Consider the following 15949-nt stretch of genomic DNA (forward strand, 5'->3'; position numbering starts at 1 on the left):
AGCCGTGCTATTGACTCTCCCGTCGCAATTCACACATTGCCGTCGGTGACAGATTCAGGCGCTTCGTTTGGGATCGCGCCGGCGAACGAATTAAACAACATTTTTCGAAATAGCTCGAGGAGAGTACGACCATTCGCAGACCGTTCAAAGCGGACGCCCCCGTCAAGGAGGGGCCGCGCTCAAACAAGGAAATCCGGGTGCCCCGGGTTCAGCTTATCGACGCCGAAGGCCAGAACATCGGCGCCGTCCCGATCGACCAGGCGCTCCGTATGGCGGAGGAAGCCGGTCTTGATCTGGTGGAAATCGCGCCGAACTCCGAACCGCCGGTGTGCAAGATCCTCGATCTTGGCAAGCTGAAGTTCGCCAACCAGAAGAAGGCGGCCGAAGCGCGCAAGAAGCAGAAGATCGTCGAAATCAAAGAAATCAAGATGCGTCCCAACATCGACACGCACGATTATGACGTGAAGATGCGGGCGATGAACCGGTTCTTCGAGGACGGCGACAAGGTCAAGGTCACGCTGAAGTTCCGCGGTCGCGAAATGGCCCACCAGGAACTCGGCATGAAGCTTCTGCTGCAGGTCAAGGACGACACCCAGGCGATTGCCAAGGTGGAAGCCGAGCCGAAGCTCGAAGGCCGCCAGATGATGATGGTTCTCGCGCCGCGCTAAGCGCGTGCCGCCCATCCGTCGAGATGACGAAAGCCGCCTCCGGGCGGCTTTTTTCGTTTGCGGGATCCTTCGGGCTTTGCTGACAGAATGCTGACAATCGCCCTCAGCGAGCTGTCAGGCGTCCCGTGCCATTCTCTCCGCATCGCATCGGGAGAAGGAGCCGAGATCATGACTTCAGTACTGCGCAAGGCCTTGCTCGTTTCTACGGTCGCCGTCTGCGGCCTCGTTTCGGCGCCGATTGGCGCTTCCCTCGTTGCCACCGGAGCGTCGAATCCCTTCTCGACCACGGCGCTCGCCGACGATGACGATGACGGCGACGATAACGGCGGTCGTGGTGGCGGCAATGACGACCGCGACGACGATCGGGACGACGGTCGTCACAACGATCGAGACGATGACGATGATCGTGGCCCCGGTCATCGCGACGACGATGATGATGATGATGACCGCTTCGACGACATCGACGACGACTTCGATGATGCCCGAGATGATCATGAGATTGAACTGCGGGTGACCGACGAAAATCTCCGGGGCCTGCGCAATGGTTCGCTGGTTGCCGTCGACAATCTCGGCCGTGTGCTCGAGGTCGAGGTGGAATACGAACATGGCGTTCGCGTCGTGACGGTCGAGCCGCACGACAGCGATATCCGCCGCAATCCGGGACCGGTCGGCAGCGTCTCCATCCGGCCGGCATTCTGATCAGGTCACAATTTGCCCGGCGCATTCGCCCCACACCATGCGCCGGAGCGATGGTCGGCCGTCACCAGCCCGCCCGGCGGCCCGACCCGGCAAGCGCATGCCCCCTGTGCCCGAAACGGCGCCGGGGGCATGCGCGTCGCTGGCGTTCTCGCCAAGGCTGGCATAGGCTCGCCCCGAACGATGCCCGCGGCGTCGCCGCAGACGAAGCACCTGGCGGATGCTTGCGCAAGCGCATTTGGAAGGACCCGACGCTGAGGAGCAGTTGCGACAGGATGAAGCCATGGCGATGACACGACGAGACCTGATCGCGCTCTTCTGCTGCTCGCTCCTGCTTTCGCTCGCGCCGCAGCCCGGCGGCATGGCGGCTCTCGCCAAGGATGACGACGACGATGATGACGGTGGCTCGCATGGCGGCGGCGGGCACGGCAACGACGATGACGACGATGATGACGAAGACGAAGACGATGATGATGATGATGACGACGAAGACCTAGGGCCGGATGGTGCCGGCGGTATCCGTCGAAGCGATCAGGAGCGGGCGCGCGACGGCGTCGAAAAGGGCGACATCCTGCCGCTGAAGGAGGTTCTCCGGCTGGTCGACGAAGACAGATACGGCCAGGTCATTGCGGTCGATCTCAAGCGATCGGGTGGCAGCGAGATTTACCGGCTCCGCACCCGCGACGAGCAGGGCACGATCCGCAACCTGCGCATCAATGCTCGAACCGGCAAGTTCGTGAACATTTTCGGGTTCTAGAGGAACGACATGCGGATTCTTCTGGCGGAGGACGATCCCAACATCGCGGCCCATGTGGCAAGCCGGCTGGAGGCGGAAGGCTACGGCGTCGATACGCTCACCCATGGCCCGGATGTCTGGGAGCAAGGGGAGAGCGGTAACTACGCCCTGGTCATCCTCGATCTCGGCCTGCCGGGCATGGACGGGCTGTCGATCCTGAAGCGTTGGCGGCAGGCGGGGCTGGAGACGCCGGTTCTGGTTCTGACGGCGCGCGGCTCCTGGATGGAGCGCGTCGACGGTTTCGATGCCGGGGCGGACGACTATCTGCCGAAACCCTTTCGGGCCGAGGAGCTTCTGGCGCGGCTGCGCGCCCTTCTGCGGCGCGCCGGTCCGCGTGTTGGGTCGGTGCGTGCTGCCGGACGCTTCACCCTCGACGAGGCGGGGCGCCGGGTGACCTTCGACGGGCTGCCGCTCGACCTCAGCCCGCTCGAATACCGCATGCTTGCACTGTTCGTGGAGCGCAAGGGGCAGGTTGTCACGCCGCTCGAGCTGGCAAGCCACGTTCAGGGCCGCGACGACGATGCCGCCAAGAATGCGGTGGAAGCGATGATTGCCCGTCTGCGCAAAAAGACGGAGAGCGGTGCGATCGAAACGCGGCGCGGATTTGGCTATGTCCTGCCGGACGGTGGCGCATGATCCGCTCGTTGCGGCTGAGGCTGGCAATCGGCGCATCGGTCGCCATCTGCCTGGTTCTGCTGGTGGTCTGGCTCTCCTTGAGTCGGCTTTTTACCGACTACGTTGCCGGGCGCTACCGCGCCGAAATGGCAACGCTCGTCGATACGGTTGCCGCCCAGGTGCGGGTGCGCAACGGTGAATTGGTGCTGCCGCGCGCGCCGGCCGATCCGCGCCTGAGCCTGCCGGCCGGCGGCCGCTACTGGCAGCTCGACCGCGACGGCGGCACTCCTCTGCGTTCGCGCTCCCTGTGGGACACGGTAATCGATGCCGATCGCCCGTCGGCGCCGCACCACCTGGGCTTCCTCGAAGCGGAGGGGCCGGATGGCGCGCCGATCCTTGTCTACCGCCAGGCCCTGACGCTTGGCGAAGGCGCGGATGCCAGGCAGTTCGCGGTTACTGCCGGCTTTGCGCGCAGCGAACTCGATGACGCTCTTTCCGCCTTTCACGGCCGTATCCGGCTGATGCTGCTGGCGACGGCCGTCGTGCTTGCCGGCGCCGCATTCCTGCAGGGTGCCCTCGGCCTTCTGCCACTGGTGCGGCTGCGGGAGCGAGCCGCCCGCGTCCGGTCCGGCGAGGAGAAGGATTTTGGCCTGGCCGGGCCAAGTGAGGTGCAGCCGCTCGTCAGCGAAATCAATCTTCTGCTTGCGGAGCGCGCGACGGCGCTGGCGCAGGCCCGGGCGCGCGCCAGCGACCTCGCCCACGGGCTGAAGACGCCGCTGACGGTGCTGGCGCAACTCGCCGAAGGCCTGCCGAAACACCAGCGCGACATCGCGCTCGAACAGGTCGACCTCGTACGCCAGCGCGCCGACCGCCAGCTTCAGGCGGCCCGCATGGGCGTCGAGCGCATGGCAACGACCTTACTCGCCGATCTCGGCAACAAGCTGGTCAGCGTCCTGCGTCCCGTGACCGCGGAGCGCGACGTCGTCTGGGAGGTCGACATCGATCCGTCGATTTCACTCGACGTCGACCCGGCCGACCTTGCCGAATGTCTCGGCAATCTGCTCGACAATGCCGCCAAATGGGCGCGGGCGCGGATCCGGCTATCGGCCGAGGTGGTCGACGGGCGCGTGCGGATCACGGTCGGTGACGATGGGCCGGGGGTTGCCGAGGGCGACCGCGAGCAGGCGATGCGCCGCGGGGGGCATAGTGCCAATGCAGCGCCGGGCCACGCCTCCGGCAATGGCCTGGGGCTGGCGATCAGCGCCGATATAGCGGAGGCCTATGGCGCGACCATGTCGCTCGGGCAGTCGGCCCTGGGCGGTCTCGAGGTCGCGCTGATCTTCGACGTCGGCGGCGGCAGCCGGCGTCCGCGCGATCCGACCTGAGGCGCAATGCGTCGTCGCAAAAAAAAGGCGGCATGCGCAGGCGGCGAAGGCACTGGATCGCCGCTTGCAGCCCGCTCTTTCGATTCCCCAGTTGCGCTTTTCGGGATGTGCGGTTATAAGCCCCCGTCCGAACGGTCCGGCAGGGCATGCCGTGGCCGTTCTTAACGCTGGAAATGGACCTCGTCTGTCCGTTTCGATTCTTAAGAACAATGGAGTAGCAAAATGCCCAAGATGAAGACGAAATCGTCTGCCAAGAAGCGGTTCAAGATCACCGCGACCGGCAAGGTTCGTGCAGCAGCTGCTGGCAAGCGCCACGGCATGATCAAGCGTTCCAACAAGTTCATCCGCGACGCACGTGGAACCATGGTTCTCGCGGAGCCTGATGGCAAGAAGGTCATCAAGAACTACCTGCCCAACGGTCTCTAAGACTTTCAGGCATATTGGACACGTTAAGGAGATCATGACATGGCACGTGTAAAACGCGGCGTAACCGCTCACGCCAAGCACAAGAAGACGCTCAAGGCAGCCAAGGGCTTCTATGGCCGTCGCAAGAACACCATCCGCGCCGCCAAGGCAGCGGTTGACCGTTCGAAGCAGTTCGCTTACCGCGACCGCAAGGTCAACAAGCGCAACTTCCGCGCTCTCTGGATCCAGCGTATCAACGCTGCCGTCCGCGAATTCGGCCTGACCTACGGCCGCTTCATCGACGGCCTGAACAAGGCTGGCATCGAAGTTGACCGCAAGGTTCTGTCCGACATGGCTATCCATGAGCCGGCAGCATTCGGCGCCCTCGTCGAAGCTTCCAAGAAGGCGCTCGCCTATCTCAAGGAAGCCGGCACGGCAAACGAGTTTGAAAGCGCTGTTCGTTAAGCCAGCGTTTTCCCAAAATCGTTTTTGAAATTAGTTGGGAAACCCGCGCTGGCAGGGCTGGCGCGGGTTTTTCTTGTTTTACGGGACGAAAGTGTACCACGATCGAAGGGGACCATGCGCGGTCCCGGAGCTTGATGACGACGATATGACGTCTCTGCTGGCAGCGCTTGCAGCCGGCCGGGAGCGCGTTGAGCGCTGCGAGCTCAAGGATCGTATGGTCTGGATCAAGCGCTATCGTCGTCAGGGCCCTCGTCTTTGGCTGCGCACGCAAGCCTTCGTCGCGCGGGTCTGTGGCCTTCCGGTGCTGTTGCCGTCCCCGCTTCTCGACGTCGAGGGCATGATCGAGCGCGAAGTTCGCCAGATCGCGACCTTCTCCGCGGCCGGTTTCATGACGCCCGAGGTCGTCTACCGTGGGCCCAAGGTGCTGGTTCTCTCCCATCTTGGTCTGCCGGTCAGCAAGCATATGGGGCCGCTGCGCAACAGCGACGCCGCCGCGCACGATCAGCTGCTGGTGCGCTGCGCTGCGGAACTCGGGCGCCTGCACCGCGCAGGTCTCTGCCACGGACGTCCGCATCCGCGCGATTTCATCATCGACAACGGCGAATTCGGCTTCCTCGATTTCGAGGAGGTGCCTGCGAGCGTCATGCCGCTGGCGACCGCCCAGGCGCGCGACCTTTGGCTCCTGTTCCTGCAGGTGGCGAGCCGGGCCGTGCAGCCGGAAACCCCGGCCGCGGCCTTTGCCGCCTGGAGGCGCGCAGCGCCGGCGGAAGCCAGCCGGGCGCTCACCGAAATCATGCCGCTCTTCATCCGCTTCCTGCCGCTGGCGCGCTTCGTCCTGCGCTTCCGCAAGGGCAACGATATCATCCGTTTCATCGCTGCGACGGACTATCTGGCGGGTGCAACGCGATCACATTCCTGAAGACAAGAACCGATATAGAACCGAACCCATTCCCGCATCGAGGCAGGACAGAATGAGCGAACTGGAAACACTGGAACGGACACTCCTGGCGGACATCGACGCCGCCGGCGACGAAGGATCGATCGAGGCGGTGCGCGTCAACGCGCTCGGCAAGAAGGGCTCGATCTCCGAGCTCCTGAAGACGCTCGGCACCATGACGCCGGAAGAGCGCCAGACCCGCGGCGCGCAGATCAACGCGCTGAAGAACACGGTCGCCGAAGCGATTGCCGCCCGCAAGTCGGCGCTGAAGGACCAGGCGATTGCCGAGCGCCTGGCGCGCGAGACCGTCGATATCAGCCTGCCGGTCCGCTCCTCGCCGGCCGAGCGCGGCCGCATCCACCCGATCAGCCAGATCGTCGACGAGATCACCGCGATCTTTGGCGACATGGGCTTCTCGATCGCCGAAGGTCCCGATATCGAGACCGACTACTACAACTTCACGGCGCTGAACTTCCCCGAAGGTCATCCGGCCCGCGAGATGCACGACACGTTCTTCTTCAACCCGGATGAGAACGGCGATCGCAAGGTGCTGCGCACGCACACCTCGCCGGTGCAGATCCGCACGATGGAAGCGCAGAAGCCGCCGATCCGCATCATCATTCCCGGCAAGACCTACCGCCAGGATTCGGACGCGACCCACTCGCCGATGTTCCATCAGGTCGAAGGCCTGGTCATCGACAAGGCGGCCAACGTCGCCAATATGCGCTGGGTGCTGGAAGAATTCTGCAAGGCCTTCTTCGAGGTGGACCAGGTGACGATGCGCTTCCGCCCGTCCTTCTTCCCCTTCACCGAGCCGTCCTTCGAGGTCGACATCCAGTGCGACCGCTCCGGCCCGATCGTGAAGTTCGGCGAAGGCACCGACTGGATGGAGATCCTCGGCTGCGGCATGGTGCACCCGAACGTGCTGCGCTCCGGAGGGCTTGATCCGGACGAGTACCAGGGCTTTGCCTGGGGCATGGGCCTCGATCGCATCGCCATGCTGAAATACGGCATGCCGGACCTGCGCGACTTCTTCAACGCCGACGTTCGCTGGATGACCCATTACGGCTTCCGCCCGCTGGACATGCCGACGCTGTTCGGCGGTCTCTCGGCCTGATCGCGCGTAGATATTTAGGACACAGGTGAAATCATGAAATTCACGCTTTCCTGGCTCAAGGACCACCTTGAAACCGACGCTTCGCTGGAAGACATCTGCGCGCGCCTGACGATGATCGGGCTCGAAGTGGAAGACGTCGACGACAAGGCCGCCTTCAAGCCCTTCGTCATCGCCAAGGTCGTTTCGGCCGAGCAGCATCCGAACGCCGACAAGCTGCGGGTACTGATGGTCGACACCGGCGCCGGCGCTCCGATCCAGGTCGTCTGCGGCGCACCGAATGCGCGCGCCGGCTTGGTCGGCGCCTTTGCAGCCCCCGGTACCTATGTTCCCGGCATCGACGTGACGCTCGCCGTCGGCACCATCCGTGGCGTCGAAAGCCGCGGCATGATGTGCTCGGAAAAGGAACTGCAGATCTCCGAGGACCACAACGGCATCATCGACCTTCCGGCCGACGCACCCGTTGGCACGAGCTATGCGACCTATGCCGGCCTCGACGATCCGATGATCGAGATCAACCTCACGCCGAACCGGCCGGATTGCACCAGCGTCTACGGCATTGCCCGTGACCTCGCCGCTTCCGGCCTCGGCACCTTGAAGGCGCGCAAGGCGCCGGCCTTCAAGGTGGAAGGCGACACGCCCACCAAGCTGACGCTCGATCTCGGCGAAGATAGGCATCTCTGCCCGGGCTTCTCGCTGCGCCTGGTGCGCGGCGTCAAGAACGGCCCGTCGCCGAAGTGGATGCAGCAGCGCCTGCTGGCAATTGGCCTCCGCCCGATCAATGCGCTGGTCGACATCACCAACTACATGACCTTCGACCAGGGCCGGCCGATGCACGTCTTCGACGCCGCCAAGGTCAAGGGCAACCTGACGGTCCGCCGCGCCAAGGACGGCGAGACGGTGCTGGCGCTCGACCAGCGCGAATATAAGCTCGGTCCCAACAACGTGGTCATCGCCGACGAAAAGGCGATCGAGTCGATCGGCGGCGTCATGGGCGGCGAACATTCCGGCTGCGACGAGAACACCACCGACGTCCTGATCGAATCGGCTCTCTGGGACCCGATGAACATCGCCAAGACCGGCCGCACGCTCGGCATCATCACCGATGCGCGCTACCGCTTCGAGCGTGGCGTCGACCCGGAATATATGGTGCCCGGTCTCGAGCGCACCACAGAACTGGTGCTCGCGCTTTGCGGTGGCACCGCCGCCAAGGCGGAAGTGGTCGGTTATGCCGGCCATGAGCCGAAGATCGTCGACTTCCCGGTTTCCGAAGTGAAGCGCCTGACGGGCCTTGAGGTTTCCTCCGAGGAAAGCGTCTCGATCCTGAAAAAGCTCGGCTTCGGCGTCGAAGGTTCTGGCGACCGCTTCAAGGTGTCGGTTCCTTCCTGGCGTCCCGATGTCGACGGCAAGGCCGATCTCGTCGAAGAGGTCATGCGCATCCACGGCGTCGACAACATCGTTGCAGCCCCCTTGCCGAGCCATGGTACCGTCAACGGCAAGATCCTGACGACGCTGCAGATCCGCACGCGCCTTGCCAAGCGCGCGCTTGCCAGCCGCGGCATGCTCGAAGCCGTTACCTGGTCGTTCATCTCCGAAGAGCAGGCAAAGCTCTTTGGCGGCGGCGCACCGGCACTGAAGCTTGCGAACCCGATTGCCTCCGACATGTCGGACATGCGCCCGTCGCTGCTGCCGGGCCTTTTGACGGCTGCCCAGCGCAATGCCGACAAGGGTTTCGGCGACGTCGCGATCTTCGAAGTCTCCGGCACCTATGAAGGCGATACGGCGGACGCGCAGCGCCGCGTAGCCGGCGGCATTCGTCGCGGCACGGCTTCCTTGAACGGTGCAGGTCGTCTCTGGTCGAACGCCGCCAAGGGCGGCGGCAAGCCGGTCGACGTGTTCGACGCCAAGGCCGACGCGATTGCCGTGCTCGAAGCCTGCGGCGTGCCGATGGGCAACGTCCAGTTCGAACCGGGCGGTCCCGCTTGGTATCATCCGGGCCGCTCCGGCACGATCAAGCTCGGCCCGAAGATCGTTCTCGGCACCTTCGGCGAGTTCCATCCGAAGACGCTGGAAGCGCTCGACGTCTCCGGCGCACTCTGCGGCTTCGAGATCTATGTCGATGCCATGCCGGAGCCGAAGAAGAAGGCGACCCGCACCAAGCCGGCGCTCGATCTCTCGCCGTTCCAGGCGGTCAAGCGCGACTTCGCCTTCGTTGTCGACAAGGCCGTGGAAGCCGGCGCAATCCTGCGCGCCGCTTCGGGTGCCGACCGCAAGCTGGTGACCGGCGTCAGCGTCTTCGACGTCTTCGAGGGTGCATCGCTCGGCGAAGGCAAGAAGTCGATCGCCATCGAGGTGACCATCCAGCCGGTCGAGCGTACGCTCACCGACGAGGATTTCGAGGCGCTCACCGCCAAGATCGTCGCCAATGTGACGAAGACGACCGGCGGCGTACTGCGCGCCTGATCCGATCGACAAAACCGATACCGAAGGGCCGCTGCACCGCAGCGGCCCTTTTCGTTGCGGCCTATTGCGCGCGCTGCATCAGCTCGATGCGGTTGCCGAACGGGTCGTTGACATAACATCTGCGGTAGCCGGCAAGCGGCTCGTCCTCGGCGATCGTCACGCCGCCGGCTTCGAGCCTGAGGATCATCCGCTCGAGATCGTCGACCAAAAAGGCCGGATGGGCCTTGCGCGCCGGCACGAAATCCTGGTCGATGCCGAGGTGCAGGCGGATGCTGCCCCGCTCGAACCAGCAGCCGCCACGGCCAAGCAGATTGGCGGGCTTGACGACCTCCGTCAGTCCGAGCAACCCGCCATAGAAGCCGCGCGCCAAGTCTTCGCCGCCTTCCGGTATCGCAAGCTGCACATGGTCGATGGCGAGCAGCCGGCCGGTCGATGTGGACTCGGGTCCGCCGTCCGTCATTGCGCGTGCAGGTGATAGATCTTGTTGACGATCAGCCAACGGCCGTCGATCTTCACCAGCGACAGGTAATCGGAGAAGCGCTCTCCGGCGAAGCTGTCGATGACCTTCACCGTGGCGGCGTCGCCGGTGATGTCGATCATCTGCACGTCCATTTCCGGCTGTGTTCCGGGTGGTGCCGCACCGGTATCGAGGATCGCCTTGATGAAGCCGTCACGCGTCATCCATTCGAGCGCGCCCTGGTAGTTGCCGATGATCGCCGCATCGGGATGGAACGCCTTGCGCAGCGCCCCTTCGTTGGCAAATGCCATGCCGTCCACATAGAGGTGCACCACTGCACTGATCGCCTGCTCGTCGGACATCCCGCTCCTCCCCAGTTGCTTGTTGCTCAGAGGTAGTGCGTTCAGCGGGAATTTCGATGGGCATTCTCTCCGCTGGGAGAGCGGAGAGAAATTTTGGCTCAACGATTGGTGAGTGCCAGCGAGGCGTCGGTGTAGCGTTTTCCTGCGACCAGGGTCGGCGAGAGTGCGTCGGACAGCCGGGTGGTTTCTTCGACCGTGAGCCGGATTTCCGCAGCGGCGGCGTTCTGCTCCAGATGGTCGAGCTTGCGGGCACCCGGGATCGGCACGATGAAATCGCCTTGGTTGATGACCCAGGCGAGCGCCAGCTGGGCGGCGGTCACGCCCTTCTCCTCGGCCAGCGCCTGCAGCGTCTCGACCAGTCGGACGTTGGCGTCGAAGTTCTCCGCCTGGAACCGCGGCAGCGAGCGGCGAAAATCGTCGGCTTCCAGATCCTCGGCTTTGCGGATCGCGCCGGTCAGCATGCCGCGTCCAAGCGGGCTGTATGGCACGAAACCGATGCCGAGTTCGCGGCAAGTGGCAAGCACGTCTTCTTCCGGATCGCGCGTCCACAGCGAATACTCGCTCTGCACCGCGGCGATCGGATGAACCTTGTGGGCGCGGCGGATGGTGGCGGCACTCGCTTCCGAAAGGCCGAGCGCGCGCACCTTGCCCTCGCGCACCAGCTCGGCCATGGCGCCGACGGTGTCCTCGATCGGTACGTCAGGGTCGACGCGGTGCTGGTAGTAGAGATCGATGACATCTGTGCCGAGCCGCTTGAGCGAGGCTTCCGCTACCGCCTTCGCATGCTCCGGCCGGCCGTCGACGCCCCTGATCGCCTGGACGCTCGGCACGCCGGTCTCGATGCGGAAGCCGAACTTGGTGGCGATGACCACCTTGTCACGCACCGGGCCGAGCGCCTTGCCGACGAGCTTTTCGTTCTCGAAGGGACCATAGACTTCGGCCGTGTCGAAGAAGGTGACGCCGAGATCGACGGCGCGCTGCAGCGTGCGGATCGATTCCGCTTCGTCCGCAGCGCCATAGGCGAAACTCATGCCCATGCATCCAAGGCCGATGGTGGAGACGGTAAGCTCACTTCCGAGTTTGCGGGTCTTCATGTCGTGTCCTTTATGGCTGCCATGCGTCGGAGCTAGCGCGTTGGGAGCGCACGTCTATCGTCCGAGGCATGAAATGGTGGGTGGCACCGCCGCCCACGCCCTTTTGTGGCGGCGCGACGGGTTCCTCTGCCTCATCGCCAGACGAGCTCCTCGCTTCGTCCTGACGCTGGCGACATGTGAAGAATAGGGCTCGATGGGGCGGCTGAAAATCACTGTCAATTCTCACGGGCTGTTCTATTATTTCGATCAATGAACAGAACACAGCTCTCCCAACTCGCGGTATTGGCCGCCGTCGCCGCCCACGGCAGCTTTCGTGGTGCCGCGCGCGAACTGGGCGTCGCACCTTCGGCCGTCAGCCACGCCGTCGGCAGCCTCGAGGCGAGCCTCGGCATTCGTCTGCTTGCCCGCACCACCCGCAGCGTCGCCCCGACGGAGGAGGGGCGCCGGCTGCTCGAACGGTTGGCGCCGGCGCTCGACGAGATCGCCCATGCACTGGAGGCAGCCGCCGACGCCCGCGAGCGCCCGGCCGGCAATCTGCGCATCACCGCACCGCGGTTCGCTGCCGATCTGATCCTGGCGCCGCGCCTGGGCGCCTTCCTGGATCGGTATCCCGAGATCGTGCTCGAAATCGCCAACGAGGACGGCTTCACCGATATCGTCGAAGAAGGTTTCGACGCCGGCATCCGGCTCGGCGAGAGCCTGGAGGCCGACATGATCGCGGTGAAGGTCGGCCCGGAGCTGGAAAGCGCCGTCGTCGCGTCTCCCGAATATTTCCAACGCTATGGCCGGCCGCAGCATCCGCGCGACCTCGCGCAGCATCGCTGCATCCGCCGGCGCTTCTCCAACGGCACGCTCTATCGCTGGGAATTCGAGAAGCATGGCGAGGAATTGACGGTATCGGTCGAGGGACCGCTGATCCTTGGCGAGGACCGGCCGATCATCAAGGCGACAATGGGCGGCGCCGGTCTCGCCTATCTCTTCCTCTCACGGGTCGAGACCGCGATTGCCGAAGGGAAGCTGGTGCGCGTCATGGAGGACTGGTGCGCGCCCTATGCCGGCCCCTATCTCTACTATCCGAGCCGCCGGCAGATGCGGCCGGCACTGCGCGCTTTCATCGACTTCTTCCGGCACAGCGGATAGCAGCCGGCGCAAAATCGGGTGGCGCGACGGGCCCGGATGGAATGCCATTGGTTTCGTGTCTTGATGAGAGGAAGGCCTATGAAAAAGCCCGGTTCGATGAAGGGTCTTGAAGATCTCGGCCGGGTGCGGCTTTCTCGAAACTTCTTCTTTCGCGATTTCCTGCATTCGGAAATCGCCGACTTCTACCGTATCCCGAACATTCCCGATGATCCGGATCTGGCGATCGAGGCCGGGCGCCGTCTCTGCGAGGAACTGCTGGAACCGCTGGAAGCGACCTTCGGCCGCCTCGTCATCCGCTCGGGCTACCGCAACCGCGCCGTCAACGGCTTCGGCAATGCCAATGGGCTCAACTGCTCGACCAATGCGGCCTCTGCCGCCGACCACATCTGGGACATGCGCGATGCCGACGGGTGCATCGGCGCCACCGCCTGCATCGTCATTCCCTGGGTCTGGGATCGACGCGGCGAGATCGGCGGCTGGCAGTCGATCGCCTGGTGGATCCACGACCATCTGCCCTACGCCTCGCTCTGCTTTTTCCCGAAGCTATGGGCTTTCAACATCCAGTGGCACGAGCGGCCGGCGCGCCGGATCATGAGCTTCGTTGAGCCGCGCGGTGTCCTGACCAAGGCCGGCATGGAGAACCAGGCCGGCCGCCACGCCGAGGCCTATGCCGGGTTTCCGGATTTGAGGGCCGCGCCGATATTCACCTTGTAGCGCACGTGCTCGTCGGTGCCGGAGTAGCGGTCATAGAGCCGCCGCGCCGTCGCATTGTCGGCCTCGGTGTACCAGTAGAGCCGGTCCCAGCCCTTCTCCTGGCAATGCGCAATGAGATCGTCGATCATCGCCCGCGCCACGCCCTGGCCGCGCGCTGCAGGATCGACATAGAGATCCTCGATGTAGCATATCGACTGGCGAAAGAAGGTGGCGAGCTGCTCCTGGCAGATCGCAAAGCCGACCACCTGCCCGTCGAGCATCGCCAGCCGCGCAAAGAGCGGTGCGGCGGGATCCATAAGCCTCTTCCAGGTGAGGTCGATGATGTCTTCGGCGAGATCGGTGCCGGAAAAGGCGACATAGCCAGCCCAGAGGCGGCGCCAGTCCGCCTCGTCGCCGCCAGTCGCGGCGCGTATCGTCAATGCCATTGTGTGGTTTTTGCTCCCGTCACTCACCGACGTCGTTGAGTTTTTGCACCGCCTCGTCCGACAACTTGAGTTCCGCGGAGCGAATGAGGCTTTGCAATTGCTCAAGGCTGGTGGCGCTGGCGATCGGCGCTGTGACGCCCTTGCGTGTCCGGATCCAGGCGAGCGCGATTTCCGCCTGGGTCGCGCCCGTGTCGGCCGCGATGTCGTCGAGAACGCCAAGGATGCGCATGCCGCGTCCGTCGAGATATTTCTCGACGCCGCTGCCGCGCACGGAGCCTTCGAGGTCCTTGTGGGTGCGGTATTTCCCCGAAAGGAAGCCCCGCGCCAGCCCGAAATAGCTGATGACGCCGATCTCCTCGGCGATGCAGAGGTCGCGCAGCGGTCCTTCGAATGCGTCGCGGTCGTAGAGATTATATTCCGGCTGCAGCACCTGATAGCGGGGCAGGCCCTGGTTGGCGGACACGTCGAGCGCCTCGCGCAGTTGCAGCGAGTTCAGGTTGGAGGCGCCGATCGCCCGCACCTTGCCTTCGGACAGAAGCTGGTCATAGGCCGCAAGCGTCTCCTCGTAAGGCGTGTCGGGGTCTGGCCAGTGCGAGAGATAAAGATCGATATGGTCGGTCTGGAGCCGCTTCAGCGAATCTTCGACCGCCTGCAGGATCCAGCGGCGCGAAAGCCCCTTGCGGTCGGGGCCGAGCTCCGAGCCGACCTTGGTGACGATGACGGCCTTGTCGCGCGACCGGCCCGACTGTTTCAGCCACTTGCCGATGATCGTTTCGGACTCGCCGCCCTGATTGCCGGGCGCCCAGGAGGAATAGACATCGGCGGTGTCGATGGCATTGAAGCCGGCATCGAAAAAGGCGTCGAGCAGCGCGAAAGAGGTCTTCTCGTCGGCGGTCCAGCCGAAGACATTGCCGCCGAAGACGAGGGGCGCAATTGTCAGGTCGGTGCGGCCAAGTCTCAGTTTTTCCATGGTTTCGCTCCATTGGACTGGATGAGGGCATGTTGCGATCGGGAGGATTGCGAAGGAAAGATAGGGCAGAAAAGCTGACATTGTCACCCGCCTTTCGGCAACTTTCTGCACGTCGTACTTCTTCGCCAAACCGCTCACTGCCGCTTGCTAGGTACGTACCTCGGCGCTAGTCTCTGCCACCAAATCAGGGAGCCTTGTCATGTTACGTTTCGGAATTCTGTCCACGGCCAGGATCGGCCGCGACCTCGTCGTGCCGGCCATTCAGGATGCGGAAAATGCCGTCGTCTCGGCTGTCGCCAGCCGCGACTTCGCCAAGGCCCGGGCAATGGCCGATCGCTTCTCCGCGCCGCACGCCTTCGGTTCCTACGAAGAGATGCTCGCTTCCGATGTCATCGATGCGGTCTACATTCCGCTGCCGACGGCGCAACATGTGGAATGGTCGGTCAAGGCCGCCAATGCCGGCAAGCATGTGCTTTGCGAAAAGCCGATTGCCCTGCGCGCCTCTGAGATCGACCAGCTCATCGCCGCACGTGACCGCAACGGCGTCGTAATCGCCGAAGCCTTCATGGTCACCTATAGCCCGGTCTGGCGAAAGGTCCGCTCCCTAATCGCCGAAGGCGCGATCGGCCGGCTGCGCCACGTCCAGGGCGCCTTCACCTATTTCAACCGCGACCCCAACAACATGCGCAACATCCCGGCGCTCGGTGGCGGCGGCCTGCCGGATATCGGCGTATACCCGACGATCACCACCCGCTTCGTCACGGCCAAGGAGCCGGTGCGCGTTCAGGCAAACACCGATCGCGATCCGGAATTCGGCACGGATATCTATTCGAGCGTGCGCGCCGATTTCGGCGACTTCGAGCTGAGCTTCTACATCTCCACCCAGTTGGCGGCCCGCCAGGTCATGGTCTTCCATGGCGACAAGGGCTTCATCGAGGTGAAGTCGCCCTTCAACGCTGACCGCTATGGCCGCGAGGAAGTGGAGTTGACGAACCAGAACCACGCCCAATCCCAGCTTTTCCGCTTCCAGGACGCGCGCCAGTACAAGCTCCAGGCGGAGGCTTTCGCCCGCGCGGCCAAGGGCGAGGACGAGGAAGTGGTGACGCTGGAAAACTCCCGCCTCAATCAGAAATTCATCGACGCGATCTACCGCGCCAGCGCCAAGGACGGTTGGGAGACCATCTGATCAACGGAAAGGGCCCGCTGGTTTTGCCGGCAGGCCCGTTCCTCTTCATCTCCAGCG

General features: G+C 64.0%; 19 protein-coding genes. 13 read left to right on the forward strand and 6 right to left on the reverse strand.

Annotated features, from left to right (window positions below; translation table 11 throughout):
- The first annotated feature begins 131 nt into the window (after positions 1 to 131).
- The gene (gene infC / locus BLU15_RS15465; RefSeq protein ID WP_034804663.1) at positions 132 to 668 is read left to right on the forward strand and encodes a translation initiation factor IF-3; all 537 of its coding nucleotides are present in this window, start codon (positions 132 to 134) and stop codon (positions 666 to 668) included.
- A gap of 174 nt (positions 669 to 842) precedes the next feature.
- On the opposite strand, the gene BLU15_RS15470 is transcribed toward infC, so the two are convergent.
- Entirely contained in the window at positions 843 to 1163 is a 321-nt protein-coding gene (locus BLU15_RS15470) for a hypothetical protein (RefSeq protein WP_090296272.1), read from the reverse strand.
- A gap of 15 nt (positions 1164 to 1178) precedes the next feature.
- Between BLU15_RS15470 and BLU15_RS15475 the strand changes: the two genes are divergently transcribed.
- The 9 genes from BLU15_RS15475 (at position 1179) to pheT (ending at position 9544) form a co-directional block, all read left to right on the forward strand.
- A complete protein-coding gene (locus tag BLU15_RS15475) occupies positions 1179 to 1367 on the forward strand; it encodes a hypothetical protein (RefSeq protein WP_029742436.1) in 189 nt (62 codons plus the stop codon).
- A gap of 280 nt (positions 1368 to 1647) precedes the next feature.
- Entirely contained in the window at positions 1648 to 2121 is a 474-nt protein-coding gene (locus BLU15_RS15480) for a PepSY domain-containing protein (protein ID WP_060580595.1), read from the forward strand.
- Positions 2122 to 2130: 9 nt separating this feature from the next.
- Positions 2131 to 2796, forward strand: coding sequence for a response regulator transcription factor (locus BLU15_RS15485; RefSeq protein WP_029742438.1), 666 nt, complete (start codon positions 2131 to 2133; stop codon positions 2794 to 2796).
- Positions 2793 to 4160, forward strand: coding sequence for a sensor histidine kinase (locus BLU15_RS15490; RefSeq protein WP_060580596.1), 1368 nt, complete (start codon positions 2793 to 2795; stop codon positions 4158 to 4160). Before BLU15_RS15485 ends, BLU15_RS15490 begins: the two co-directional genes overlap by 4 nt.
- 222 nt (positions 4161 to 4382) lie before the next feature.
- Complete coding sequence (gene rpmI / locus BLU15_RS15495) at positions 4383 to 4586, forward strand: 50S ribosomal protein L35 (RefSeq protein WP_025425550.1); 204 nt, start codon at positions 4383 to 4385, stop codon at positions 4584 to 4586.
- 39 nt (positions 4587 to 4625) lie between these two features.
- Positions 4626 to 5030, forward strand: coding sequence for a 50S ribosomal protein L20 (gene rplT, locus BLU15_RS15500; protein ID WP_029742440.1), 405 nt, complete (start codon positions 4626 to 4628; stop codon positions 5028 to 5030).
- A gap of 145 nt (positions 5031 to 5175) precedes the next feature.
- Complete coding sequence (locus BLU15_RS15505; RefSeq protein WP_049810925.1) at positions 5176 to 5949, forward strand: BUD32 family EKC/KEOPS complex subunit; 774 nt, start codon at positions 5176 to 5178, stop codon at positions 5947 to 5949.
- A 52-nt stretch (positions 5950 to 6001) separates the two neighbouring features.
- Entirely contained in the window at positions 6002 to 7084 is a 1083-nt protein-coding gene (gene pheS / locus BLU15_RS15510) for a phenylalanine--tRNA ligase subunit alpha (RefSeq protein WP_029742442.1), read from the forward strand.
- 33 nt (positions 7085 to 7117) lie between these two features.
- The gene (gene pheT / locus BLU15_RS15515) at positions 7118 to 9544 is read left to right on the forward strand and encodes a phenylalanine--tRNA ligase subunit beta (RefSeq protein ID WP_090296274.1); all 2427 of its coding nucleotides are present in this window, start codon (positions 7118 to 7120) and stop codon (positions 9542 to 9544) included.
- Positions 9545 to 9605: 61 nt separating this feature from the next.
- On the opposite strand, the gene BLU15_RS15520 is transcribed toward pheT, so the two are convergent.
- The 3 genes from BLU15_RS15520 to BLU15_RS15530 form a co-directional block, all read right to left on the reverse strand.
- Positions 9606 to 10004 (reverse strand): VOC family protein, encoded by a 399-nt coding sequence (locus BLU15_RS15520; protein ID WP_089043130.1) that lies wholly within the window; start codon positions 10002 to 10004, stop codon positions 9606 to 9608.
- Positions 10001 to 10363: a nuclear transport factor 2 family protein gene (locus BLU15_RS15525; RefSeq protein WP_034804642.1), complete on the reverse strand. Its 363-nt coding sequence runs from the start codon at positions 10361 to 10363 to the stop codon at positions 10001 to 10003. Before BLU15_RS15525 ends, BLU15_RS15520 begins: the two co-directional genes overlap by 4 nt.
- 98 nt (positions 10364 to 10461) lie before the next feature.
- Positions 10462 to 11457, reverse strand: coding sequence for an aldo/keto reductase (locus tag BLU15_RS15530; RefSeq protein WP_034804639.1), 996 nt, complete (start codon positions 11455 to 11457; stop codon positions 10462 to 10464).
- A 249-nt stretch (positions 11458 to 11706) separates the two neighbouring features.
- Here BLU15_RS15530 and BLU15_RS15535 point away from each other — a divergent pair, with 249 nt between their 5' ends.
- Positions 11707 to 12597, forward strand: coding sequence for a LysR family transcriptional regulator (locus BLU15_RS15535; RefSeq protein WP_034804636.1), 891 nt, complete (start codon positions 11707 to 11709; stop codon positions 12595 to 12597).
- A 78-nt stretch (positions 12598 to 12675) separates the two neighbouring features.
- Entirely contained in the window at positions 12676 to 13311 is a 636-nt protein-coding gene (locus tag BLU15_RS15540; protein ID WP_034804634.1) for a hypothetical protein, read from the forward strand.
- On the opposite strand, the gene BLU15_RS15545 is transcribed toward BLU15_RS15540, so the two are convergent.
- Together BLU15_RS15545 and BLU15_RS15550 are read right to left on the reverse strand one after the other, a co-directional pair.
- Positions 13263 to 13736 carry a GNAT family N-acetyltransferase gene (locus BLU15_RS15545; RefSeq protein ID WP_090296277.1) on the reverse strand — a complete coding sequence of 158 codons (474 nt, stop codon included), beginning with the start codon at positions 13734 to 13736 and terminating at the stop codon, positions 13263 to 13265. The two genes, BLU15_RS15540 and BLU15_RS15545, sit on opposite strands and share 49 nt — an antisense overlap.
- 19 nt (positions 13737 to 13755) lie before the next feature.
- Positions 13756 to 14706, reverse strand: coding sequence for an aldo/keto reductase (locus BLU15_RS15550; protein ID WP_029742451.1), 951 nt, complete (start codon positions 14704 to 14706; stop codon positions 13756 to 13758).
- Positions 14707 to 14905: 199 nt separating this feature from the next.
- On the opposite strand from BLU15_RS15550, the gene BLU15_RS15555 reads away from it, so the two are divergent.
- Positions 14906 to 15892: a Gfo/Idh/MocA family protein gene (locus BLU15_RS15555; protein ID WP_029742452.1), complete on the forward strand. Its 987-nt coding sequence runs from the start codon at positions 14906 to 14908 to the stop codon at positions 15890 to 15892.
- Positions 15893 to 15949 lie beyond the last annotated feature (57 nt).

Origin of the sequence: Ensifer sp. YR511 (assembly GCF_900103045.1) — a bacterium.
GTDB classification, from domain to species: Bacteria; Pseudomonadota; Alphaproteobacteria; order Rhizobiales; family Rhizobiaceae; genus Ensifer; species Ensifer adhaerens.

Excerpts from the sequence above, each read along its gene's own strand:
- BLU15_RS15530 (WP_034804639.1), bottom strand. The coding sequence starts at position 11,457 with ATGAAGACCCGCAAACTCGGAAGTGAGCTTACCGTCTCCACCATCGGC.
- BLU15_RS15535 (WP_034804636.1), top strand. The coding sequence starts at position 11,707 with ATGAACAGAACACAGCTCTCCCAACTCGCGGTATTGGCCGCCGTCGCC.
- BLU15_RS15480 (WP_060580595.1), top strand. The coding sequence starts at position 1,648 with ATGGCGATGACACGACGAGACCTGATCGCGCTCTTCTGCTGCTCGCTC.
- pheS (WP_029742442.1), top strand. The coding sequence starts at position 6,002 with ATGAGCGAACTGGAAACACTGGAACGGACACTCCTGGCGGACATCGAC.
- BLU15_RS15525 (WP_034804642.1), bottom strand. The coding sequence starts at position 10,363 with ATGTCCGACGAGCAGGCGATCAGTGCAGTGGTGCACCTCTATGTGGAC.
- BLU15_RS15485 (WP_029742438.1), top strand. The coding sequence starts at position 2,131 with ATGCGGATTCTTCTGGCGGAGGACGATCCCAACATCGCGGCCCATGTG.
- BLU15_RS15520 (WP_089043130.1), bottom strand. The coding sequence starts at position 10,004 with ATGACGGACGGCGGACCCGAGTCCACATCGACCGGCCGGCTGCTCGCC.
- BLU15_RS15490 (WP_060580596.1), top strand. The coding sequence starts at position 2,793 with ATGATCCGCTCGTTGCGGCTGAGGCTGGCAATCGGCGCATCGGTCGCC.
- BLU15_RS15555 (WP_029742452.1), top strand. The coding sequence starts at position 14,906 with ATGTTACGTTTCGGAATTCTGTCCACGGCCAGGATCGGCCGCGACCTC.
- BLU15_RS15505 (WP_049810925.1), top strand. The coding sequence starts at position 5,176 with ATGACGTCTCTGCTGGCAGCGCTTGCAGCCGGCCGGGAGCGCGTTGAG.
- BLU15_RS15470 (WP_090296272.1), bottom strand. The coding sequence starts at position 1,163 with ATGATCATCTCGGGCATCATCGAAGTCGTCGTCGATGTCGTCGAAGCG.
- rpmI (WP_025425550.1), top strand. The coding sequence starts at position 4,383 with ATGCCCAAGATGAAGACGAAATCGTCTGCCAAGAAGCGGTTCAAGATC.
- BLU15_RS15545 (WP_090296277.1), bottom strand. The coding sequence starts at position 13,736 with ATGGCATTGACGATACGCGCCGCGACTGGCGGCGACGAGGCGGACTGG.
- BLU15_RS15540 (WP_034804634.1), top strand. The coding sequence starts at position 12,676 with ATGAAAAAGCCCGGTTCGATGAAGGGTCTTGAAGATCTCGGCCGGGTG.
- rplT (WP_029742440.1), top strand. The coding sequence starts at position 4,626 with ATGGCACGTGTAAAACGCGGCGTAACCGCTCACGCCAAGCACAAGAAG.
- BLU15_RS15550 (WP_029742451.1), bottom strand. The coding sequence starts at position 14,706 with ATGGAAAAACTGAGACTTGGCCGCACCGACCTGACAATTGCGCCCCTC.
- pheT (WP_090296274.1), top strand. The coding sequence starts at position 7,118 with ATGAAATTCACGCTTTCCTGGCTCAAGGACCACCTTGAAACCGACGCT.